Raw genomic sequence first — 22117 nt, forward strand, 5'->3', positions numbered from 1 at the left:
GATTTCATGTTAACTCCCCCATATTTAAAAAAAGGTGATCGAGTAGGTATCGTTTGTACAGCGCGCAAAGTAGATCTAGATGATCTGGAGAAAGGTATAGTTTATTTAAAAAATATGGGTCTGGTTCCTGTTTTAGGCAAAACAATAGGTGCTTCTGCAGACCAGTATGGAGGGACAGACAGTGAGCGTGCTGCAGATTTACAAGCTATGCTCGATAATGAAGATATTAAAGCACTATGGTGCGCAAAAGGAGGGTATGGCACCGTTCGAATTGTTGACGACATTAATTTTTACAAATTTGTAAAATATCCCAAGTGGATTGTAGGGTATAGCGATGTAACAGTCTTACATTCTCAAGTGCATATGTTAGGTTTTGAAACCATACACGCTGTGATGCCGGTAGGCATATCTAGAAATACAAAAGAAGCTAAAGAAACACTAAGACGGGCTTGGTCTGGAAATTCATTAAATTATAGTATTAATTCTACACGCTATAACAGACTCGGTCAAGGAACAGGAGAATTGGTGGGTGGTAATATCTCAATCTTATATTCTTTATGCGGTAGTACATCATCTATTGTAACGGACGGTAAGATTCTATTTATTGAAGACCTGGATGAGTATTTGTATCACGTAGATAGAATGATGGTCAATCTAAAGCGTAATAATATGCTATGTAATTTAAAAGGACTTATCGTTGGTGGCTTAACCAAAATGCACGATAATTCGGTGCCTTTTGGAAAATCGGCACGGGAGATCGTATTGGATGCGGTTAAAGATTATAATTTTCCGGTTTGTTTTAATTTTCCGGCGGGTCATCTCAAAGATAACAGAGCGTTAATATTAGGTAGAAACGTGTCGCTTGAAGTTACAGAAAAAGGTTCTAGACTTGCTTTTGACCACGTAGAATAAGTATTAAATCTCTGCTATGAATCATAACGAACTAGGTAAATGGGGCGAGCAGTTTGCAGCAGAATATCTAGAGAAAAATAATTATGAGATTATTGAGCGTAATTGGTTTTTCGCTAAAGCGGAAATTGATATTATCGCTAGAAAAGACAACGAACTAATTATCGTTGAGGTGAAGACCCGTAACTCAGACTTTTTTGGCGATCCGCAGGATTTTGTAACGCCATCTAAGATAAAATTACTCGTTAAAGCTGCAAACGAATTTATAATATCTAATGATCTCGAATTGGAAGTGCGTTTTGATATAATCGCAATTCTCAAAAATAAAACACAGGAGCAGCTTGAACATTTTGAGAATGCTTTTTATCATTTTTAATTCAAAGAGGGAAGGCAATTCTAAAATTACCTTCCCTCTTGTTACTAAACTTTTACTGAGAAATTTGCTTTCTTAAGGTATCAATCGCTTTTAAAATAATTGCAACATACAACCCTTGCACAAGAATGCTTGCGGGTCCTGCCACAACTGTTAGAATGATGGTTAAGAACATACCGCCAAGCACTAGATTTATAATCCCGGTTACTTTTGGAAGTTGTCCCAAATGGTTGGTTTTTAAAAATGCAATTCCCATACAGATAAAAACAACACCAAAAAGCACGCTATAAATTACCGCAAATGCTTTAAGATTGATATACATAAAATGTAAATCAAATACTGAATATAGTGCGATAAGCGTGTTAATTGCAATGGCAATTATTGCACTTGTCTTTAAAAAATTAGCGTTGAAGAGTTCGCCGATTAACACAAAAATGCGCATATGTAACGCAAAAGCAATTGCAGAAAATATCGTGATAATTACGTAGGGTATCTCCCCAAAATAATACGAATTTGAAGTAAGATAGGTAGTTTCTTCTATAAGTTGGAAGACTAAAAGAATCATACTTATTATTCCGGCTATCCAACCCAGATTGAGTTGTTTGAATAAAAAGGAAGCATCTTTATTTTCATCAATTTCAATGAGAAAGGCTTTTTTGACCTGTTTCTCAAAGTAGATTTCCTGCAAATCATCTAAGTCTCTATCGAGTGCGGCTAAAATGGTTTTTATAGTGTACACTCGAGGTGTTACTTCACCGGCTTCAATACGTTGAATAGTGCGTACAGAGATATTGCATTGCGCTACAAGTTCTTCTTGTGTAAATCCTTTTTGCTGACGTAATTCTAAAATTTTCAGCCCCAATTGTGGTTGTTTCATAAGTGACATAAGATTGCTCTTGTAGTTGATGCGCATCTAAAAATACAAGAATGTTAGACACTGCAATACTAAATACAAGAAGCTATTTGCTGCAATCTTTCAGCTTAAATTTCACCCGTCATTTACCTGACATTGTACTGTTTATAGGGTTTAAGAATAATTTCACGAAGCTTATTCTGATTCAGAAACTGTTTCTGACTTCTTCGGCATAAGAGGTTTTAATACTTCTATTGCTTTGTCTACAGAAGATATACCTTGCGCAGAAAGCAATAAACGCAAACCTTTACTTGTTTTCTTTTCTTTTAAAGTAACTCTGTTGGCGTGCGTTTGTACAAATTGAAGTACTCTGGAGAAAGCCTGACTCTGGTAAAATTTTGACTGCTGGTCTGCAATAAAGAATCCTATTAGTTTTTTGTTTTTCATTACAACCTTCTCAAGGCCATAGTGAGTTGCTACCCATTTAATGCGCACCGAATTAAGCAAGTCATCTGCTTGTTTTGGCAACTCACCAAAACGATCTATCAATCGGGTTTCAAAAGCTGCCAGTTCTTCTTCAGTTTTTAACCCGTTAAGCTCTGTATAGAGATTCAAACGCTCGGTTATATTATTGATGTAGTCATCAGGAAACATAAGGGAAAAATCGGAATCGATTACTGTATCCTTCACATATTCTTTATTAGAATCATCAACATCATCTTCTGCGTATAAGTCTGCAAACTCATTTTCTTTAAGCTCTTCAATCGCTTCGTTAAGGATTTTTTGATAAGTATCAAATCCTATTTCATTCATAAAACCACTCTGCTCACCGCCTAATAAATCGCCCGCACCTCGTATTTCGAGATCTTTCATCGCGATATTTATACCACTTCCAAGACTTGAAAATTGTTCTAATGCCGTCATACGCTTACGTGCATCATCTGTCATTGTAGAAAACGGCGGAGTAATAAAATAGCAAAACGCTTTCTTATTACTACGACCTACACGTCCTCGCATTTGATGCAAATCTGATAGGCCAAAATTATTAGCATTATTAATAAAAATTGTATTCGCATTAGGGACATCAAGACCACTTTCTACGATTGTTGTAGAAACTAATACATCAAATTCGCCATCCATAAACTTGAGCATTAATTCTTCAAGTTTTTTACCATCCATTTGCCCGTGACCTATACCTATTTTAGCATCTGGCACCAGGCGCTGTATCATACCCGCGACTTCTTTAATATTTTGCAGTCTGTTGTGTATAAAAAATACTTGTCCGCCGCGCTGTATTTCATAGGATATAGCATCGCGTATGGTTTCTTCCTGTAAACGTATTATATGCGTTTCAATAGGGTAGCGGTTAGGAGGAGCAGTCGTTATTGTACTCATATCTCGAGCCGCCATTAAACTGAATTGTAGCGTACGCGGGATAGGAGTTGCCGTTAATGTTAATGTATCTACATTCTCCTTAATCGTCTTAAGTTTATCTTTTACAGCTACACCAAATTTTTGTTCTTCATCTACAATAAGTAATCCCAGATCTTTGAATTTCACGTTTTTACTCGTGAGTTGATGAGTACCTATAATAATATCTACCCTACCATTTGCAAGGCGTTCTAAAGTCTCGCGCTTTTCTTTTGCGGTACGGAAACGATTCAAATAATCTACAGTTACTGGTAAATCTTTGAGCCGTTCACTAAATGTTTTATGATGCTGAAATGCCAAAATTGTGGTGGGTACGAGTACCGCCACTTGTTTCCCATTATCTACAGCTTTAAATGCAGCCCTAATTGCAACTTCGGTTTTACCAAATCCTACATCGCCACAAACAAGTCGATCCATAGGGCGAGCACTTTCCATATCTGCTTTTACAGCTTCTGTAGCACTGCTTTGATCTGGCGTGTCTTCATATATAAAACTCGCTTCGAGTTCGTTTTGCAAATACGTATCAGGCCCAAATGCAAAACCCTTTTCCAGACGGCGCTTAGCATATAATTTGATTAGGTTAAAGGCAATTTCCTTAACTCTGGTTTTTGTCTTTTGCTTTAATTTCTTCCAGGCAGCACTTCCCAGTTTGTATATGGTGGGCGGTTTACCATCTTTACCATTGTATTTAGTAACCTTATGCAGCGAGTGAATGCTTAAATAAAGTACATCGCGCTCTCCATATATAAGCTTAATAGCTTCCTGTTTTTTGCCTTCAACCTCAATTTTTTGAAGTCCGCCAAACTTTCCTATTCCGTGATCAATATGAGTAATGTAATCACCCACCTGTAAGCTGGTTAGGTCTTTAAGAGTAATGGCCTGTTTTTTTGCATAGCCATCCTTGAGCTTAAATTTATGATACCGCTCAAATATCTGATGATCTGTATAACAGACTATTTTAAAATCTTCATCGATAAAACCGCGATAGAGCGGGAGGATTATAGTCTCATATTGTTTTACATCAGACTGTGCATCCTCAAAAATATCTTTAAACCGTTTTGCCTGCTGCTCACTGGCACAACAAATGTAGTTAGTATAACCTGCCTCTTCATTCTCATTAAGATTTTCAATAAGTAGATTGAATTGCTTGTTGAAAGCAGGCTGAGGAAATTGATTAAAACTTATCTGAATATTTGATTCTTTGCCCGGTAAATCTGAACTTAATTTTACAAGTGTAAAATCTAATAGCTGTCTTTTAATTGTTTGTGAATCACAAAACAGAGCTTCCGGGGCAGTACGTTTTACTTCACTATCAAGATTGTTATATGCTTCCTGCGCTTTTTCAAAATTAGTGTCTATACGAGCGGCAAGTTGCTCAATATCCTGAGTGAAAACTACAGTGTCTGTAGCAATATATTTAAAGAAACTGTCGCGAGATTCTTGCAGTGCCTTATTTTCCACATTAGGCATCAAGCTTATTTTCTCAATCTTTTTTACTGAAAGTTGAGTCTCTACATCAAAAGTACGTATGCTATCAACTTCATCACCAAAAAATTCTATGCGATAGGGCTCATCGTGAGAGAAGGAGAACACGTCTATAATCCCACCACGTACAGAAAACTCTCCGGGTTCGGTAACAAAATCAACGCGTCTAAACTTGTATTCAAAGAGCATTTCATTTACAAAATCGAGTGATAGTTTATCATTCAATTTTACCTTTAATGTGCTTTTATCTAATTCTTTTCGGGTAACAACCTTTTCAAACAGCGCATCGGGATAGGTGACTATTAGCGCAGGTTTTTTTCTGCTATTTATTCTGTTGAGAACTTCTGCTCTTAGTAGCACGTTTGCATTATCGGTCTCTTCAATTTGATAGGGTCTGCGGTAACTTCCCGGATAAAAAAGAACATTAGTCTCTTTAACTAATTGTTCTAAATCATTCAAAATATAGGCGGCTTCTTCTTTATCATTAAGAATGAGAAGGAAAGGTTTTTCTGCTTTTTTGAAGCTTTCTGCCAGTAAAATAGACAGCGATGAACCTATAAGTCCGCTAATTGAGATTCGTGATGATTTATCGGCGCTATTAGAAATAGCGTCGTGCAGTTTTTGCATTTGCAAAGACTGTGAAAATGGCTGCGTGATCTTGGTTTTACCCATAAGCGAGCAAAGATAGTATCTTCTTGTTTTTTATCATAAACCCTATAAACGATTTATCATTTTTGTAACACAATACGGTAAGAGCCTTTACTACATTTGATAAAATGAAAAATTTAACTAATAAGCAACTGGCTTTTTTTCTGGCTCGTATTACGATAGGCATTAATTTTCTAATGCATGGCATTGTAAGATTACCCAAACTTTCTGCTTTTGCATCGGGTCTTACAAAAGGGTTTTCAGAAACCTATCTGCCAGAATTTCTCATACTTCCATTTGCGTATGTTTTACCATTTCTAGAATTAGCTCTAGGAATATTAATGTTAATAGGATTTAAGACACGATCTGCACTTGCAGCTTCTTCTTTTCTGATTGCAATTTTAATTTTTGGTTCTGCATTTAAAGAAGATTGGGCAGGAGTAGGTACACAAATGATTTACGCAATCTTTTTCTTCTTACTTATTTCTAAGTTAGAGCATAATGCTTGGGCTGTAGATAGTAAGGTCAAACGAATTTAAACTAATTCACAATTACACTAGAATGGCAATAGAGCACTTTGATATATTTATTATAGGTACCGGAAATGCAGGTAAGCACGTTGCTTATGATGCAGTAGAAGCAGGAAAAAAAGTTGCAATAGTAGATAACAGAGAGTATGGGGGGACGTGTGCCAATAGAGGGTGCGATCCTAAGAAAGTTTTAGTGGGAATTACCGAAGTTTTAGAACGCAGTAGAGACCTTAGTGGTAAGGGAATAAATGATTTGCCTACAGTAAATTGGGCAGATTTAATAAAGTTTAAAAATACATTTACTGGAGCCGTACCCTTTACAACAGAGCGTAAGCTAGACAAATTAGGAATTAAAATGTATCATCAATCCCCAAAATTTATTGATGAGCACACGCTATCTGTAGAGGGGAAGACAGTAACCGCAGATAAAATAATTATAGCAACAGGAAATATTCCTTTGGAGTTAAAAATTCCGGGACGAGAACACGTTCTTATTAGTGATGATTTTCTTGAATTAAAAGAGCTTCCTGAAAGTATGTTGTTTATAGGTGCAGGATATATAGGAATGGAGTTTGCACATATTGCTGCTCGTTGCGGAGTTAACGTGACGATGGTGGACATAAACGACCGAATTCTTTCAAATTTTGATGAAAATTTATCTAAATATCTACAAGAAAATTCTGAGCAGATAGGGATCAATTTTGTTTTTAAGGCCAGAGCAACTTCCGTAGAAAAGCTTCGTAAAAATTACAGAGTAACGGTAAATCAAGATGGAGAAACGAAAGAACTTAAAGCAGAAATGGTATTTAATACCGCTGGCAGAGTTCCGTCTATTGAAGATCTTGAACTAGAAAAGGGTAATGTGGCTTTTACTAAAAGAGGGATCACGGTTAATGAATATATGCAAAGCACAACAAATCCCAATGTTTATGCGTGTGGAGATGTTGCTGCCAGCAATTCATTGCCACTAACGCCTACTGCACATCAAGAAGCCAGAGTGGTTTCAAAAAACGTATTGAAAGGTGAAAACTACCTCAAGCTAGACCTTCCGCCTACACCATCTGTTGTGTTTACACAACCTCAATTAGCTACTGTGGGTTATAATGAAAAAGAAGCCAGAGAGCAGGGTTATGACATAGTTGTAAAAGAAGAAAATGTTCCAAGCTGGTTTAATTCGAAACGGATGAATCAAAATTGTTATGCATTTAAGACTATCGTAGATAAAAAAACAGGCTATATTTTAGGAGCTCATCTCTTAAGTTGGGATGCGGCAGAAACTATAAATATGTTTGTTATGGCAATGTGTGGAAACCTGGACGTAAATACCTTAAAAGGAATGATTTTCACTTATCCCAGCTGGTCGTATGATATAAAATCTATGATCTAAAACGCTCTTTACATTTTTCAACCGGACTCGTGTCTTTATTTTTAAAAGCGTGTAAACCGGCAGATATAACAAGTAAAATACAGCCTAAAAGTGCAAAATATGCAACGCTTTCTAGGCTGTTTTGATGTCTGATAAAGATGGCAAATAATGCCCAGGCACCTACAAGAGCAAATTCGCGCATATTTCTCAAATTTATCATAAGTAGGTTTATATATACCGCAGCCGTTATCATGACCATGGTTGCTATTATTTGTACTAATTCGCTACCTGCTAATTCAAGTTTCACTAAAAATGCAGCAATATTAGCAATAGTTGCAACCGCAATCCATCCACTGTAAAAGCAAATAGGCCACCATACAAAAGCAATTATTTCTATGGGAGCATCCCAGCGTTCCATATTTGTTTTAAAAACAATTTTTATAAGACTTACTAAAATCCCCAGCATGATAATTACAGATAATCCTACATAATTATGCATAAATGCTATTACCCATAGTGTATTAAGCACATTTGCAATAGCAAACCAATATCCCGTTTGCTCAATATGTGGAGTCTCTTTCTTACTGAAAAATGCGCGTTTAATTCCAAATACAGCATAGGCAAATAAACTTAAGAATATCATTCCCCAAATTGAAAATGCGTAACCGGCAGGAGTAAATAAATTATTATAATTACTACTCATTTCTCCTATTGTCGTATCATTCCAGCGTTGTGCCTGAGATAATCCGTTTACCGCAATAACCAGTAAAACAGAAAAGAGATTAAGGATTGCAAGTTTCTTTTTCATAATAAATGGGAGCTAAGCGTATCGATAAATTAGATTAACACACTTGTATAACTTCGTTTTTTGTAACTGCATAAACCTGATCGCCAGATTTTGGTTCCAGGTAATAATTACCTGTAAATGTACCGAAAGCTGGTAATATCAATTGATTTTCAGTCTTAAAGAAACATGAAAGTTTTAATACTTGTCTGCCTATTCCACCCAGCCTAATGCCAGGATGTATGTGTCCACAAAAATTAAAAAAACCGCTTGTTTCTTCTGGGTGATGTGTAAGTAGAAAACCACCACTTCTAATTTCAGAATAAATAGGAATTTTTAAACGCTCGTATTTTACAGGGGTGATAATGTCATGATTTCCCGCTACCAGAATAATTTTTTCTTGTCGCGATTGCACCCATTTTTCAAATAAATTCCATTCTGTATTGAGGCTACTGTGAAACAGGTCTCCCAGAAAACAAATAGCTTCTGTATTAAATGAATCTGCAATACGACTTAATTGTTCAAAATTTTCAGCAACTGCTTTAAAGGGAACAGCGCTCCCGTGTTTTCTAAAATGGGATATTTTACCCAGATGTACATCTGCAATAAGTAACATTGATTTTTCTTCCCAAAAAATGCCTCCGGCAGGATGTAAAATAAACGTATTGTTTAAAATAGAAATGGTCTGATTCATAGCACTGCAAATTTCAGTCATTTTGACCACTTCATAAACTCAGGCGCATAAAAAAAGCCGAAGCAAGACTTCGACTTTTTAAATTATGTATTATTACTAACTACATATCGTAGTTAAGCATCCAGTTTACACCATATTTATCTCGTACACGTGCATAATATGCATTCCAGCTGGTTTCTTGCGGTTTTGCAAGACTTTGTCCTTCAGCCTCTAATTTTTTAAATAGTTCATTTACTTCCTCTTTACTTTCAAGATCTGCGCCTAGTTGAACTTGATTACCGTGTTGCAATGGTGTATCTGGTGATGCATCATATGCCATTAAGTGTATTCCTTTTCCTTTTAATTCTGCGTGCTGTAATTTATCTCTGTAGTTACCCGGGATATCGATATCTTTTCCTTCATACGTTTCCTTATTTACAATATCTCCGCCAAAACAATCTTTATAAAAATTTAAAGCTTCTTGACACTCACCTCTAAACGTTAAATATGGTTTTACAGTCTTCATAATTTTGATTTTTTAGTTATTCTAAAATTACAAAGCGAGGCGTGTATTTATGGGCTCTTTCGTGTTATTTTGTTCTTAATCAAAGGCTAAATAATGTTAAGTAGGATGATGCCTTTTTAAAATTTTCAAATCACAAGTGCAGTAGGTCTCCAATTAATGTATAGCTTTACGTTGTAAACTTTAGGGGCGCTGATAGCAATATCGGCTGAGATAGTACCCTTTGAACCTGATCTGGTTAGTACCAGCGAAGGGAAAAGTGAAAACTTTCCACAATAGATAGGATCTTTTATAAAGATTCCATGCTAACGGGTTGTTGCTTTTTGGCGTATGCCACCTTCAGTTTACAGTTTAAAACTATTTTAAATGATCACTGTAAAAGTCAACAATCAATCACATTCTTTCGCCAAAGAGCTTTCGCTTTCAGAACTTTTAAATCATCTGAACATCGTGCAAAAAGGCATCGCTGTGGCTGTTAACAACGCCATTGTTACCCAAACTGCATGGGATGATTTTATGCTGAAAGATGGTGCTCTGGTACTTATAGTTAAAGCCACGCAAGGCGGATAGTATTATTGATTTGTGACACGTATAATTCTTAAAACTACCTGTTATGAAGACCGAAAAAATTCCAGAGCAACAAACCATTAGCCGTGCACCTTTTCCTAATTCAGAAAAAGTGTACGTTAGCGGCAGTCTGTACCCAGACCTTAAAGTGCCTATGCGCCAGATTTCTCTGGCAGATACGGTAGATAAATTTAATGGAAAGGTTGAAAAAAACGCACCGGTTTTGGTGTATGATACCAGCGGCCCATTTACCGATCCTAATATTGATATTGATGTAAAAAAAGGACTTGATCCCGTACGTAAACAATGGATTCTAGACCGAAATGACACCGTACAATTATCAGGGCTTTCTTCGGCTTACGGTCGTAAACAGGAAGAAAACCCTGCGCTCGATCATTTGCGTTTTGTACGCAATACAAATCCATTAAAGGCTGAAGCAGGCAAAAATGTTACTCAGATGCATTATGCGCGTCAGGGAATCATTACTCCTGAAATGGAGTATATCGCAATTCGTGAAAATCAAAAACTTACCGAAATACAACACATTACTCCACAGCATCCCGGCAACAGTTATGGGGCGAGTATTCCTAAAGTGATTACCCCAGAATTTGTGCGTGATGAAGTTGCCCGTGGCAGGGCCATAATCCCGGCAAACATCAATCACCCGGAAGCAGAGCCTATGATTATAGGGCGTAATTTTTTAGTAAAAATAAATGCCAATATCGGTAACTCTGCAGTAAGTTCCTCCATTGAAGAAGAGGTAGAAAAAGCGGTATGGGCGTGCCGCTGGGGAGCAGATACCATAATGGATCTTTCTACAGGAAAAAATATTCATGAAACACGGGAATGGATTTTACGCAACTCCCCAGTTCCCATAGGTACAGTTCCTATTTATCAGGCTTTAGAGAAAGTAAATGGCAAAGCCGAAGATTTAACCTGGGAGATTTTTAGAGACACGCTTATCGAGCAAGCAGAGCAGGGAGTAGATTATTTTACGATTCACGCCGGTGTACGTCTTAAATATGTACCGCATACAGCAAAACGCCTTACCGGAATTGTATCTAGAGGAGGGTCGATTATGGCAAAATGGTGTCTCTCGCACCATAAAGAAAGCTTCTTATATGAGCATTTTGAAGATATCTGTGAGATTATGAAAGCCTATGACGTATCGTTCTCTTTAGGAGATGGATTGCGTCCCGGAAGTATTGCAGATGCTAATGATTATGCGCAGTTTGCCGAGTTAGAAACTTTAGGCGAACTCACGAAAATTGCATGGAAACACGATGTGCAGTGCATTATTGAAGGTCCCGGCCACATCCCAATGCATATGATAAAAGAAAATATGGATAAGCAACTCGAAGTTTGTGGAGAAGCTCCGTTTTACACTTTGGGTCCCTTAACTACAGATATTGCTCCGGGCTATGATCACATCACAAGTGGTATAGGTGCTGCAATGATAGGCTGGTACGGTTGTGCGATGCTGTGTTATGTGACGCCTAAAGAGCACTTGGGCTTGCCTAACAAACAAGATGTAAAAACCGGTGTAATTACGTATAAAATCGCGGCACATGCAGCAGACCTAGCAAAAGGGCATCCGGGAGCGCAACACAGAGACGACGCAATGAGTAAAGCGCGGTTTGAATTTAGATGGGAAGATCAATTCAATTTAGCGCTCGATCCTGATACGGCTCGTGAATATCATGACGAGACCTTACCCTCAGAAAATGCCAAAGTAGCTCACTTTTGTTCTATGTGCGGTCCTAATTTTTGCTCGATGAAAATTAGTCAGGATGTGCGCAATTACGCTAAAGAAAATGGTTTAGAGACCGAAGAAGCACTCGAGAAGGGAATGAAGGAAAAGTCTGAAGAGTTTAAAAAACACGGAAGCGAAGTGTATCTGTAAACCATTAAAGATGCTGGTTGTTATTACTGCTGAAACATTTTTTATTGCTGAAATAACCCAAATCAAACAAATGATTGATTTGGGTTTAAAACATGTTCACATCCGCAAGCCACGGGCTTCTTATGCTGAATTGAAAAGTTGGTTGCAGCAGTTTGAGCCTCATTATTTAGCGACCATGATGCTTCATCAACATCATGTTCTTGCTGAGGAATTTTGCTGTAAGGGAATGCATTTTAAAGAAATGCAGCGCAATACAGAGTCAGAAGCTTTTAGATTTCAATTAGAAAAACTTAAAAAGAAAGGGTTTCAGGTGAGTACCTCTTTTCACGAGATAAACGAACTCAATAGTTATGCAGCACTTTTTGATTACTGTTTTTTAAGTCCGGTTTTTACTTCGATTTCGAAAACAGGATATGAAGGGAAAGGGTTTGAAGTACACAATATCCCACAACAAATAATCGCTTTGGGCGGAATCACTTCAGAAAAAATAGCAGAAGTACAGCAACGGGGATTTAGCGGAGCTGCCTTTTTGGGAGCAATCTGGCTTTCTGAAAATCCCGTAGAAGCTTTTATTAAAATTAAAAATGAGTATGAACACATTTAAAGATAAAACCCGTGTAAATATGGAGATCTCTCATTTGCACTATATCTCTCAGGGTGCAGATGGCAAAGCCCATTTAGAACATATAGATCGGGTTTTAAAGGCGGGTTGCAACTGGGTACAGCTGCGAATGAAAAATACAGCTTTTGAAGAGGTTCTTGAGACTGCGCATAAAGCGAAAAAATTATGCGATAAATTCAATGCAAAACTCATTATAAATGATAATGTGAGTATTGTACAAGAGGTAGATGCAGCTGGTGTTCATTTGGGGCAACAGGATATGTCAACCGCAGAAGCGCGAAAGATTTTAGGCGAGTCTAAAGTAATTGGCGGTACTGCAAATACATTGGAGCAGTGTTTAGATCACTTAAAAAATGGGGTCGATTATATTGGTTTAGGCCCCTTACGATTTACTTCAACTAAAGAAAAGCTGAGTCCTATTTTAGGAATAGATGGGTATTCAAGCGTGCTTCAGAAGTATTTAAAAAATCAAAATACAGTACCTATTATCGCTATTGGTGGCATTACCAAAGAAGATTTTGAGGCATTAAAAAGCTGCGGAATACACGGTGTTGCGGTTTCAGGATTACTTACTCAATCACAGAACCCCGAAGAGCCTATTAATCAGGTTTTCCGTTTATGGCGAAAAAATAAAATATTTTAAAAAATGGAAAAATTAAGAATAGCAGATAAAACCTTCAGTTCAAGACTGTTTACAGGAACCGGAAAATTCAGCAGTTCGCAATTGATGCGCGATGCGATTTTAGCTTCAGAAAGTGAGCTGGTGACTGTTGCTTTAAAACGCGTAGAAGCAGGAAATACTGAGGATGATATGATTAGCAACCTCGCTCATGAAAGCCTGCATCTCCTTCCTAATACCTCTGGAGTACGCACCGCTAAAGAGGCGGTGTTTGCAGCACAGATGGCTCGGGAAGCTTTACAAACAAACTGGGTAAAAGTGGAGATTCATCCAGATCCTAAGTACTTGTTGCCCGATGCAATTGAAACATTAAAAGCGTGTGAAGAGCTGGTAAAATTAGGTTTTGTGGTGATGCCCTATATTCAGGCAGATCCGGTGTTGTGCAAGCGTCTTGAAGAAGTAGGTGCACAATGTGTGATGCCGCTGGGTTCGCCTATAGGCAGTAACAACGGACTTAAAACACGGGATTTTTTAGAAATCATTATAGCGCAAAGCAATGTGCCGGTTATCATAGATGCGGGGATTGGCAGACCGTCTCACGCGGCAGATGCTATGGAGCTGGGTGCCGATGCCGTTTTAGTAAATACAGCAATTGCTGTTTCTCCAGATCCTGTGATGATAGCAAGAGCGTTTAAAATGTCTGTTGAAGCCGGTAGAATGGCATATACGGCACGATTTGCACCGCAAGCTACATACGCACAGGCAAGCAGCCCACTAACTCAATTTCTGTATGACTAATTTTAAAGAGCACTTAAACGCACACTCCTGGGATGCCGTTTTAGAATCTATTTTTTCAAAAACAGAACGGGATGTGGAGTTGGCGTTGGCCAGTGCTAAACCCAACCTAGAGGACTTTAAAGCTTTGATTTCGCCTGCGGCAAAACCTTTTTTAGAGCAAATGGCGGCAAAAAGCAAGGCGATTACGCAGAAACGGTTTGGCAATACGATGCAAATGTATGCGCCTTTGTATTTGAGTAATGAGTGTCAGAATATTTGTACTTATTGCGGCTTTAGTCTTACAAACAAAATTCCCAGAAAAACGCTAACTGATGCTGAAATTCTTAAGGAAGCTCAGTTTCTAAAAGATAAAGGTTTTCAGCATATTTTATTGGTTACCGGTGAAGCGAATCAGACGGTAGGCGTGGGGTATATTGCTAATGCGATACGCTTATTAAAACCGCATTTTGCAAACATTTCAATAGAAATACAGCCGTTAGATCAGGATGAGTACGAGCTTTTAATTAAAGAAGGTTTGTATGCCACATTGGTATATCAGGAAACGTATCACGAGGCAACCTATAAAATACACCATCCCAAAGGAAAAAAATCAAACTTTGATTACCGGTTAGAAACACCAGATAGGTTAGGAAAAGCCGGAATTCATAAAATAGGAATTGGCGCTTTATTTGGACTTGAAGATTGGCGGGCAGATAGTTTTTTTACAGCCTTACATCTCAAATATTTACAAAAAACCTATTGGAAAACGAAGTATTCTATTTCGTTCCCCAGATTGCGTCCTTTTAGTGGCGGTCTCGAACCTAAAGTAGCAATGACAGATCCAGATTTGCTGCAACTAATTTGCGCCTATCGTATTCTTGATGAAGATGTAGAATTGTCTATTTCTACACGCGAACAGGAAAAGTTTAGAGATCATATTGTGCATTTAGGAATCACTTCTATGAGTGCGGAGTCAAAAACAAATCCCGGAGGTTATGTGGTAGAACCGCAGTCTTTGGAGCAGTTTGAAATTTCAGATGAGCGCAGCACCGAGGCTATTGCTCAAATGTTACGCGATAGCGGTCGTGAACCGGTATGGAAAGATTGGGATCAAAACTGGTAAATGATGTTAACTATTAAAGATAAAAAGCGGTATTCCAGACATATTCTACTTGATGAGGTGGGAGAATTAGGGCAGCAAAAACTTAAAAATGCTCACGTGCTTGTAATTGGCTGTGGTGGTTTAGGTTGTCCTGTTTTGCAGTATTTAGCTGCTGCCGGAATAGGGCAATTAGGGATTATAGATGATGATCGCGTTGATGTTAGTAATTTGCAACGACAGATTTTATTTACAGAGAATCACGCTGGAGCATTGAAGGTTGAAGCTGCAAAAGAGGTGTTAACCAGGCTGAATTCACAATTAAAAATTGAGACTTACCCCACACGCTTATCTGCGGATAATGCACTCGATTTGTTTGCTAAATACGATGTTATTGTTGAAGGTAGCGATAGTTTCAGTACAAAATATCTGGCGAATGATGCTGCGGTACTAACCAATAAGCCACTGGTTTTTGGATCTATTTTTAAGTTTGAAGGGCAGGTTTCTGTGTTTAATTACAAAAACGGCCCTACTTACCGTTGCGTGTATCCCGAGCCGGTTTCAGAAGCAGAAATGCCTACTTGTAGCGAAGTAGGTGTACTGGGAATTCTACCCGGAATTATAGGAATGTTTCAGGCAAATGAAGTGCTTAAGATTATTTTAGATTTGGGGAATGTGCTTTCAGGGAAACTTCTCATTTACAATAGTCTTGAAGCCTCTCAAATACTGCTTCCGTTTGCAAAAAATGAGGCCATCAAAATCTCAGAACTTATTGAACTGGATTTGAGTTGTACGATACCTTCAATTCCTGAAATAGATTATTCCGCCTACGCGGAAGCTAAAGAAATCTATTTTTTAGTAGATGTACGGGAGCAGGAAGAACGGGAACATTTCAGTTTAGGTGGTTTGCACATTCCTTTAAAAGAACTATTAGCTAATCCTCAAGTACTCGCAGCGCAGGAAAACCTCGTATTGTATTGCGCTTCCGGGAAACGTAGTGCTGTTGGGGTAAAAGCACTTATAGAACATTTTCCGCTTAAAAAAATAGTGAATTTAAAAGGAGGAGTTTCAGCTGTTATTTTTACCGAAAGCTAAATCTTATCTAGATACCTCAGCATATTCTTAATGCGATCTTCGAGTTTTTCACTACTCAGTTTTTCGCGTAGGCGATCTGTAATAATAGGGAAGGAGAACGGCGTTGCTTTCTGGCACGCTCTTACAATTATTTCTTGTTTTTCGATGCGCTCTAAGGCAATACGCAAGCGGCCTTCTTCAAGTTGGTGCTCAAACGTCTCACGATACGCCTGCTGAAACAACAAATTTTCGGGCTCATAATCCCGAAACACTTCAAACAACAACTGACTATTACTTTGCAGGTGTTTGTTTTTGACTATTTTCCCCGGAAAACCGGTAAAAACCATTCCGCTAATTACCGCAATATCTCTAAATTTTCTGCGTGCCATTTCGGTGCTGTTTAAGCTTTTTTGCAGATCTTCAAATAAAAATTCTGAAGTAAAAAGATCATTATCAAGCACCTGTTGCATATCTATTTTCTGGTCTGACAAGATCTCAAAACCATAATCATTAAAGGCAATGCTAAAGGTTATGGGCGAAAGTAAACTAATGCGATATGCTAGTAGACTGCCTAAAGCTTCGTGTACAAATCGTCCCTCAAAAGGGTAAAATATATGGTGATAGCCCTCTCTACTTTTAAAGGTTTCTATGAGAAACTCATCATTTGTAGGGACAATAGATTCCAAACGCTGGCGCTCAAAAATTTCTTTCAAGGCCTGCAGTTCGCGGGTTTGTTGTGCAAAGGGTAAGTTTGCAGAGTAGAGCTCTTCGCGCAGCAGTTCGCTCATTTGAGCAGATAAGGTGAGTCTACCTCCCATCCAACTAACCACGCGGGCTTGTTTTTTAGTTTTTGCCTTTTTGACTAAAACCTGCATTCCTTTTATGCGATAAAGTTCGAGGTTTTTACCAGCAAACGTAAATACATCACCCGGTGATAATTTTGAGATAAACCATTCTTCAACACTACCTATAAAACCACCTTTTAGATATTTTACCTGCAGTACGGCATCGCTCACAATAGTTCCTATTTGCAAGCGGTGGCGCATTGCAACGGCTTTGCTGTTTACTTTAAATTTTCCATCGTCTTCAATTTCAATTTTTTTGTATTCGTCGTACGCTTGTAAAGACTGACTACCTTTTGTGATGAAGTTGAGAATCCAACGCCATTGATCTTCGGTCATTGCCTGAAAACAGAAGGTCTGTTTAATTTCTTTCCAGATATCTGCTGGGTAAAATCCATCAGAAACCGCCAAAGTCGTCAAATACTGAATCAACACATCAAAACTTAATAAATACGGTATGCGATCTTCTACCACTTGGTTAATAGCTGCTTTCCCCAATGCCGAAGCTTCGATTAACTCAATCGCATGTGTAGGTAAAAAATAGATGACGCTTTGTTTTCCCGGCTGGTGACCACTGCGTCCTGCACGTTGTAAAAAGCGCGCAACGCCTTTAGGTCCACCTATTTGGATAATGCTTTCTACAGGAGCAAAATCTACACCCAGATCAAGGCTAGAGGTACAAATCACGGCTTTTAGACTCTCGTTGCGAATGGCTTCTTCCACCCACAATCGGGTTTCTTTATTTATACTTCCGTGATGCATTGCGAGTTCGCCGGCATACTCAGGATGTTTATGCATCAATTTCTGAAACCACAATTCGCATTGCGCTCTGGTATTTGTAAACAATAAAGTTGTTTTGCTGTTATTGATTATAGGCACAACTTCTTCAACCAGATGTAAACCCATGTGACCGCGCCACGGAAATTTTTCCATAGTCTCAGGGATAATGCTTTCTACTTTATACGATTTCCCAAGATTTGCTTTTATCAATACTGAATTTTCAAAAGCCTCAGAGTCGGTTCCTAAAAGCACTTCGCGTGCCTGGTTGAGATTTCCTATAGTTGCTGAAATTCCCCAAATACGCAGTTTTGGAGCAATTGTCTTAAGTCTTGATAATCCCAACTCTACATGAACGCCTCGTTTGCTGCCTAAAAGTTCATGCCACTCATCAATTACAATTGCTGTACAGTCTTTAAAAACCTTGTCGTAGCCCTTAGAAGTTAGTAAAAGCTGTAAGCTTTCTGGAGTAGTGATGAGCAAATCTGGCATTTTGCGTTTTTGCTTCGCGCGCTCGGCTTGAGGCGTGTCTCCTGTACGTATACCTATAGTTAGTTGAGTTTCCAAACCATCAGAAAACCGTTGCGCCGCCTGTGCAATTTCTACTGAAAGCGCCCGCAGTGGTGTAATCCATATTGCTTTTAATCCCGGCTTGTGTTTAGTTTTATAATCAGGATTATTTTTAATGTAGTCTAAAACAAACCCGGCCCACAAGGCATAGGTTTTACCGCTTCCTGTTGGCGCGTTTAACAAACCATTTTTACCCGCCAAAAATGCATCCCAACTTTCTTCCTGAAAGGGAAAAGGTTTCCAGCCCTGAGATTTAAACCAGGATTTTGCGAGTGTATGTAGCTGTTTATTTGTCATACCGGATTATTCACCTTTTTCAGGCTTCGGAATCAATTGCTTGAGGTCTTCTAAGGTATTGGCATCCTCAATTTTTTTGTCTTTACGCCAGCGCAGCATTCTGGGAAATCGGGTAGCTACGCCGCTTTTGTGACGTTTAGATAGCGCGATGCCTTCAAAGGCGATCTCAAAAACATGATGTGGTGTGACACTGCGCACGGGACCAAAACGTTCTAACGTATTTTTTTTAATCCATGCATCCAAACTGCGAAACTCGGCATCTGTTAATCCCGAATAGGCTTTAGCAAATGTTACAAGTTCTTCTTTGTCATCATCCCAAAGACCAAAGGTGTAATCTGTAAACAGGTTGCTGCGTCTCCCGTGACCCCGCATTGCATACGTGAGAACAGCATCTATAGTAAGCGGATCGACTTTCCATTTCCACCAATCGCCTTTTTTACGGCCTACGAGGTAAGGAGAATCTTTCCGCTTGAGCATTAAGCCTTCAGACATCACTTCCCGGCTGCGCTCTCGTTCTACTGCTGCCTCTTCCCAATTTGAAAACTCGATGGTTTCTGAAAGATGTAATGGTAATTCTTCAGTTTTAACTTCGGCATATAGCTTTTCTAAAAGTTTACGCCGTTCGGCGAAAGCCATATCACGTATGTCTTTACCATCCCACTCCAGAATATCGTAGGCTTTAAGAATTACAGGAGTTTTTTTGAGTTGGGCTTTGGTAATATTTTTACGACCGATTCGGGTTTGTAAATCATTAAATGTGCCTATTGTATTTTTTTTATAAGGGAGAATTTCGCCGTCTAGTACGGTTCCGTTAGGTAATGCTGAAACAAAAGCTTCAAACTCAGGATATTTATCGGTAACGAGTTCTTCTCCGCGGCTCCATACAAACAATTCTTCATTACGAATAATTACCTGAGATCGTATTCCATCCCATTTATGTTCTGCGTACCAATTATTTACATCACCTAAATCTTCTGGTTTGTCTTCAATAGCATAGGCGAGGTAAAAGGGATAGGGTTTGCTGAGGTAATCTGCTGCATTTTCTTCTAAAATAAGTTCTTGAAAACTAATTTTTTTAGGATCCCAATTCCCCATTAATTTGTAAGCTAAAACATCAATGTCTATACCTGTAGCTTTTGCCAGTGCACGCGTCATTAACTTCTGACTCACACCAATTCGAAAACTTCCGGTAATGAGTTTAGTAAATACAAAGCGCTCGTAGTAGTTGAGGTTTGTCCAGTTTTCATGAAGATATTCTCGCTTTTCTTCTTCGGTTTTTTTCTTAAGGGCAATCATTTCTTCAAGAAACTGAGTCAGGCTTTTTTCGGTACTATCTTCAGAAGCCGGAATCACAAGTGCAATAGTTTCTGCGAGATCACCTACGATATGATAGCTTTCTTCAAACAACCATAAGGGAATATTGGCGAGTTCCGTCGCCCAGGTACGCAATAATGTGGTGTTTACCGGTCGTGGTGGGCGACGGTGTGAAAGAATAGCAATCGTCCACACTTTATCTTTAGGGGAAGCTTCCTGAAAATATTGGGTAAGTGCATCTACCTTAACATTAGTTTTGTTAGTGCTGTCTATTTTCTTAATAAGTTGTGCAAATGCCTTCATATCGCTGTACCTCATCCCCAGCCCTTCTCAACAGAGAAAAGGGAGCGGAGTAGTTAATTTTCTTCAGATTCTTCTTTTTTATTTTCTTCTCCGAGTTCGCCTTCATATTGTGTAGCTTCGGTACGTGCGTCGTAACCTTGTTCCAGTAAAAAGCGCGTAAAAATATCGGTATAACCGTGTGTGCTGATGATCTTTTCTGCACCTGTAGCTTTCACACTTTCTAGTAAACCTTGCCAGTCACAATGGTCGCTTAGTACAAAACCTTTATCAATCGCTCTTCTTCTTCGCGCTCCGCGAAAAGTCATCCAACCACTCGCAGATGCGGTAACGTAGGGAACCATCTTACGTATCCACGTACTGCCGTGCGCGCTGGGCGGTGCAACTACAATATTGCCTATAAAATCTTCTTTTTTGGTATCTCGGGTTACACGCGTAGTTACCGGCATTGAGGTAAGGGGTCGTATGACTTCGGTCATGTTTTCTATTGCCCCATGGGTATATATCTTACCAATGTCTGTATCTAGATAGCGCAACAAGCGCTGTGCTTTACCCAATGAATATCCAAATATTATAGAAGTTTTGCCCTCAGCTTTGTTTTCTGCCCACCAATTGTTGATGTCTGTAAAGACTTCAGCTTGCGGGCGCCACTTAAAAGCAGGAAGACCAAATGTGCTTTCTGTTATAAAAGTGTGGCACTTAACCGGTTCATAAGGTACAGCAATACCATCATCTTCCGTTTTATAATCTCCAGTAAATACCCATACTTCACCTTTGTGCTCTACGCGTATTTGAGAGCTGCCAATAATATGTCCGGCGGGATGCAGGCTAAATTTGACATTGTTAATTACAAAAGTTTCGCACCATTCTTTACCAGTCACATTAATCTCACCAAGCCGATGTCGTATAATAGGAACATTAGTGTGGTGTGTGATATAAGACTTATGCCCATATCGACTATGATCTGCATGACCATGAGAAATAATGGCTTTATCTACCGGTTTCCAAGGATCGAGATATACATTGGCTGCTGCACAAAATATACCTTTGTCGTTAAATTGTAAGAGAGGCTCTGCGATGACTAAGTGGTTTTTATTTAAAATTACGAAGCCCGATTACTACTCTTTATAGGATTAAGAAAAGATTAGCTAGAATTATAACTTATTAAGAATTACTAGTTACCAGTGGGCGAGTTGCTAAAGTAGAAATCACTAAAAACTCAAATGCCTTAATAGCTAGTAAGAGCCCTAAATTAATACTGTTTAAATTTCTAAACGATTGCAGAATATCTATCTTTGATCTTTTAAAATTAGAACCATGTCTTTTACAGATTTATTTGATAGCGGAGAGCACAGACGTAATTTAGGTCATTTTGCAGCAATTGCAAATATGGCAACTGTTGATGGTGAACTAAACGCCGAAGAAACAAAACTTTTAAAGCGTTTTGCAGTTAAGCTTGATATTGATGAAAGTGAATATGTCGATATCGTAGAGAATGCACGCAAGTATCCTATAAACCCTCCTAATACTTCAGAAAAACGTTTAGAGCGTTTGCATGATTTATTAAGAATGATATTTGTTGATCATACTATAGACGACCACGAGCGTTTTTTAATAGAAAAATATGCTATAGGTTTAGGTTTTAGCGCAGAACGTGCTAAAATGATCATTGAGCGCTCTATAGATATTTTTCAAGGTGGTGTAGATTTTGAAGATTATCTATATCTACTAGAGAAAAAATAGCATAATTAGAATATTAATTACTACCCGCACAAGTTTAT

Annotated in this window: 20 protein-coding genes and 1 riboswitch; of the genes, 12 read left to right on the forward strand and 8 right to left on the reverse strand. The window is 38.5% G+C overall.

What is annotated here, in order from left to right; all coding sequences use genetic code 11:
• Positions 1-6: 6 nt before the first annotated feature.
• Entirely contained in the window at positions 7-912 is a 906-nt protein-coding gene (locus tag DSM00_RS01420) for a S66 peptidase family protein (protein WP_128756238.1), read from the forward strand.
• Between the two features lie 16 nt (positions 913-928).
• The gene (locus DSM00_RS01425) at positions 929-1285 is read left to right on the forward strand and encodes a YraN family protein (protein ID WP_128756239.1); all 357 of its coding nucleotides are present in this window, start codon (positions 929-931) and stop codon (positions 1283-1285) included.
• Positions 1286-1337: 52 nt separating this feature from the next.
• Here the strand turns inward: DSM00_RS01425 and DSM00_RS01430 are convergent, their stop codons facing one another.
• Together DSM00_RS01430 and mfd are read right to left on the reverse strand one after the other, a co-directional pair.
• Complete coding sequence (locus DSM00_RS01430; protein WP_128756240.1) at positions 1338-2159, reverse strand: helix-turn-helix domain-containing protein; 822 nt, start codon at positions 2157-2159, stop codon at positions 1338-1340.
• Between the two features lie 171 nt (positions 2160-2330).
• Complete coding sequence (gene mfd / locus DSM00_RS01435) at positions 2331-5723, reverse strand: transcription-repair coupling factor (RefSeq protein WP_128756241.1); 3393 nt, start codon at positions 5721-5723, stop codon at positions 2331-2333.
• A gap of 104 nt (positions 5724-5827) precedes the next feature.
• Here mfd and DSM00_RS01440 point away from each other — a divergent pair, with 104 nt between their 5' ends.
• Together DSM00_RS01440 and DSM00_RS01445 are read left to right on the forward strand one after the other, a co-directional pair.
• Positions 5828-6238: a DoxX family protein gene (locus DSM00_RS01440; protein WP_128756242.1), complete on the forward strand. Its 411-nt coding sequence runs from the start codon at positions 5828-5830 to the stop codon at positions 6236-6238.
• A 22-nt stretch (positions 6239-6260) separates the two neighbouring features.
• Positions 6261-7616, forward strand: a complete 1356-nt coding sequence (locus tag DSM00_RS01445; RefSeq protein WP_128756243.1) for a dihydrolipoyl dehydrogenase family protein — start codon at positions 6261-6263, stop codon at positions 7614-7616.
• On the opposite strand, the gene DSM00_RS01450 is transcribed toward DSM00_RS01445, so the two are convergent.
• The 3 genes from DSM00_RS01450 to DSM00_RS01460 all read right to left on the reverse strand — a co-directional run bounded on the left by DSM00_RS01450 (position 7606) and on the right by DSM00_RS01460 (position 9578).
• The gene (locus DSM00_RS01450) at positions 7606-8403 is read right to left on the reverse strand and encodes a tryptophan-rich sensory protein (RefSeq protein WP_128756244.1); all 798 of its coding nucleotides are present in this window, start codon (positions 8401-8403) and stop codon (positions 7606-7608) included. The two genes, DSM00_RS01445 and DSM00_RS01450, sit on opposite strands and share 11 nt — an antisense overlap.
• Before the next feature lie 34 nt (positions 8404-8437).
• On the reverse strand, positions 8438-9073 hold the full coding sequence (gene pdeM / locus DSM00_RS01455; RefSeq protein ID WP_128756245.1) for a ligase-associated DNA damage response endonuclease PdeM: 636 nt from the start codon (positions 9071-9073) through the stop codon (positions 8438-8440).
• Positions 9074-9173: 100 nt separating this feature from the next.
• Positions 9174-9578 carry a VOC family protein gene (locus tag DSM00_RS01460; RefSeq protein WP_128756246.1) on the reverse strand — a complete coding sequence of 135 codons (405 nt, stop codon included), beginning with the start codon at positions 9576-9578 and terminating at the stop codon, positions 9174-9176.
• 172 nt (positions 9579-9750) lie between these two features.
• Positions 9751-9848, forward strand: a riboswitch (TPP riboswitch).
• A 93-nt stretch (positions 9849-9941) separates the two neighbouring features.
• Here DSM00_RS01460 and thiS point away from each other — a divergent pair.
• The 7 genes from thiS to DSM00_RS01495 are packed head-to-tail and all read left to right on the forward strand — an operon-like array spanning position 9942 to position 16257.
• Positions 9942-10145, forward strand: coding sequence for a sulfur carrier protein ThiS (gene thiS, locus DSM00_RS01465; protein ID WP_128756247.1), 204 nt, complete (start codon positions 9942-9944; stop codon positions 10143-10145).
• 43 nt (positions 10146-10188) lie between these two features.
• Positions 10189-12045 (forward strand): phosphomethylpyrimidine synthase ThiC, encoded by a 1857-nt coding sequence (thiC, locus tag DSM00_RS01470; RefSeq protein ID WP_128756248.1) that lies wholly within the window; start codon positions 10189-10191, stop codon positions 12043-12045.
• 10 nt (positions 12046-12055) lie between these two features.
• Positions 12056-12649 carry a thiamine phosphate synthase gene (locus DSM00_RS01475; RefSeq protein WP_128756249.1) on the forward strand — a complete coding sequence of 198 codons (594 nt, stop codon included), beginning with the start codon at positions 12056-12058 and terminating at the stop codon, positions 12647-12649.
• Positions 12636-13310 (forward strand): thiamine phosphate synthase, encoded by a 675-nt coding sequence (locus DSM00_RS01480; protein WP_241652336.1) that lies wholly within the window; start codon positions 12636-12638, stop codon positions 13308-13310. Before DSM00_RS01475 ends, DSM00_RS01480 begins: the two co-directional genes overlap by 14 nt.
• Before the next feature lie 3 nt (positions 13311-13313).
• Positions 13314-14084 carry a thiazole synthase gene (locus DSM00_RS01485; RefSeq protein ID WP_128756250.1) on the forward strand — a complete coding sequence of 257 codons (771 nt, stop codon included), beginning with the start codon at positions 13314-13316 and terminating at the stop codon, positions 14082-14084.
• Complete coding sequence (gene thiH / locus DSM00_RS01490) at positions 14077-15186, forward strand: 2-iminoacetate synthase ThiH (protein WP_128756251.1); 1110 nt, start codon at positions 14077-14079, stop codon at positions 15184-15186. The genes DSM00_RS01485 and thiH overlap by 8 nt, the downstream gene beginning before the upstream one ends.
• On the forward strand, positions 15187-16257 hold the full coding sequence (locus DSM00_RS01495; RefSeq protein ID WP_128756252.1) for a HesA/MoeB/ThiF family protein: 1071 nt from the start codon (positions 15187-15189) through the stop codon (positions 16255-16257).
• On the opposite strand, the gene DSM00_RS01500 is transcribed toward DSM00_RS01495, so the two are convergent.
• Genes DSM00_RS01500 through DSM00_RS01510 form a run of 3 tightly spaced genes read right to left on the reverse strand, consistent with a single transcriptional unit; the run spans position 16254 to position 21415 of the window.
• Positions 16254-18722, reverse strand: a complete 2469-nt coding sequence (locus tag DSM00_RS01500) for a ligase-associated DNA damage response DEXH box helicase (RefSeq protein WP_128756253.1) — start codon at positions 18720-18722, stop codon at positions 16254-16256. The genes DSM00_RS01495 and DSM00_RS01500 overlap by 4 nt on opposite strands.
• 6 nt (positions 18723-18728) lie before the next feature.
• Complete coding sequence (locus DSM00_RS01505) at positions 18729-20339, reverse strand: ATP-dependent DNA ligase (RefSeq protein ID WP_128756717.1); 1611 nt, start codon at positions 20337-20339, stop codon at positions 18729-18731.
• A 53-nt stretch (positions 20340-20392) separates the two neighbouring features.
• The gene (locus DSM00_RS01510) at positions 20393-21415 is read right to left on the reverse strand and encodes a ligase-associated DNA damage response exonuclease (RefSeq protein WP_128756254.1); all 1023 of its coding nucleotides are present in this window, start codon (positions 21413-21415) and stop codon (positions 20393-20395) included.
• A 238-nt stretch (positions 21416-21653) separates the two neighbouring features.
• Between DSM00_RS01510 and DSM00_RS01515 the strand changes: the two genes are divergently transcribed.
• Positions 21654-22079, forward strand: coding sequence for a tellurite resistance TerB family protein (locus DSM00_RS01515; RefSeq protein ID WP_128756255.1), 426 nt, complete (start codon positions 21654-21656; stop codon positions 22077-22079).
• The last annotated feature ends 38 nt before the right edge of the window (positions 22080-22117 follow it).

The sequence above is a fragment of the Leeuwenhoekiella aequorea genome (assembly GCF_004104375.1).
Classification (GTDB): Bacteria; Bacteroidota; Bacteroidia; order Flavobacteriales; family Flavobacteriaceae; genus Leeuwenhoekiella; species Leeuwenhoekiella aequorea.

Coding starts and splice junctions, on each gene's coding strand:
- DSM00_RS01420 (WP_128756238.1), top strand. CDS start 7: ATGTTAACTCCCCCATATTTAAAAAAAGGTGATCGAGTAGGTATCGTT.
- DSM00_RS01425 (WP_128756239.1), top strand. CDS start 929: ATGAATCATAACGAACTAGGTAAATGGGGCGAGCAGTTTGCAGCAGAA.
- DSM00_RS01430 (WP_128756240.1), bottom strand. CDS start 2,159: ATGAAACAACCACAATTGGGGCTGAAAATTTTAGAATTACGTCAGCAA.
- mfd (WP_128756241.1), bottom strand. CDS start 5,723: ATGGGTAAAACCAAGATCACGCAGCCATTTTCACAGTCTTTGCAAATG.
- DSM00_RS01440 (WP_128756242.1), top strand. CDS start 5,828: ATGAAAAATTTAACTAATAAGCAACTGGCTTTTTTTCTGGCTCGTATT.
- DSM00_RS01445 (WP_128756243.1), top strand. CDS start 6,261: ATGGCAATAGAGCACTTTGATATATTTATTATAGGTACCGGAAATGCA.
- DSM00_RS01450 (WP_128756244.1), bottom strand. CDS start 8,403: ATGAAAAAGAAACTTGCAATCCTTAATCTCTTTTCTGTTTTACTGGTT.
- pdeM (WP_128756245.1), bottom strand. CDS start 9,073: ATGAATCAGACCATTTCTATTTTAAACAATACGTTTATTTTACATCCT.
- DSM00_RS01460 (WP_128756246.1), bottom strand. CDS start 9,578: ATGAAGACTGTAAAACCATATTTAACGTTTAGAGGTGAGTGTCAAGAA.
- thiS (WP_128756247.1), top strand. CDS start 9,942: ATGATCACTGTAAAAGTCAACAATCAATCACATTCTTTCGCCAAAGAG.
- thiC (WP_128756248.1), top strand. CDS start 10,189: ATGAAGACCGAAAAAATTCCAGAGCAACAAACCATTAGCCGTGCACCT.
- DSM00_RS01475 (WP_128756249.1), top strand. CDS start 12,056: ATGCTGGTTGTTATTACTGCTGAAACATTTTTTATTGCTGAAATAACC.
- DSM00_RS01480 (WP_241652336.1), top strand. CDS start 12,636: ATGAACACATTTAAAGATAAAACCCGTGTAAATATGGAGATCTCTCAT.
- DSM00_RS01485 (WP_128756250.1), top strand. CDS start 13,314: ATGGAAAAATTAAGAATAGCAGATAAAACCTTCAGTTCAAGACTGTTT.
- thiH (WP_128756251.1), top strand. CDS start 14,077: ATGACTAATTTTAAAGAGCACTTAAACGCACACTCCTGGGATGCCGTT.
- DSM00_RS01495 (WP_128756252.1), top strand. CDS start 15,187: ATGATGTTAACTATTAAAGATAAAAAGCGGTATTCCAGACATATTCTA.
- DSM00_RS01500 (WP_128756253.1), bottom strand. CDS start 18,722: ATGACAAATAAACAGCTACATACACTCGCAAAATCCTGGTTTAAATCT.
- DSM00_RS01505 (WP_128756717.1), bottom strand. CDS start 20,339: ATGAAGGCATTTGCACAACTTATTAAGAAAATAGACAGCACTAACAAA.
- DSM00_RS01515 (WP_128756255.1), top strand. CDS start 21,654: ATGTCTTTTACAGATTTATTTGATAGCGGAGAGCACAGACGTAATTTA.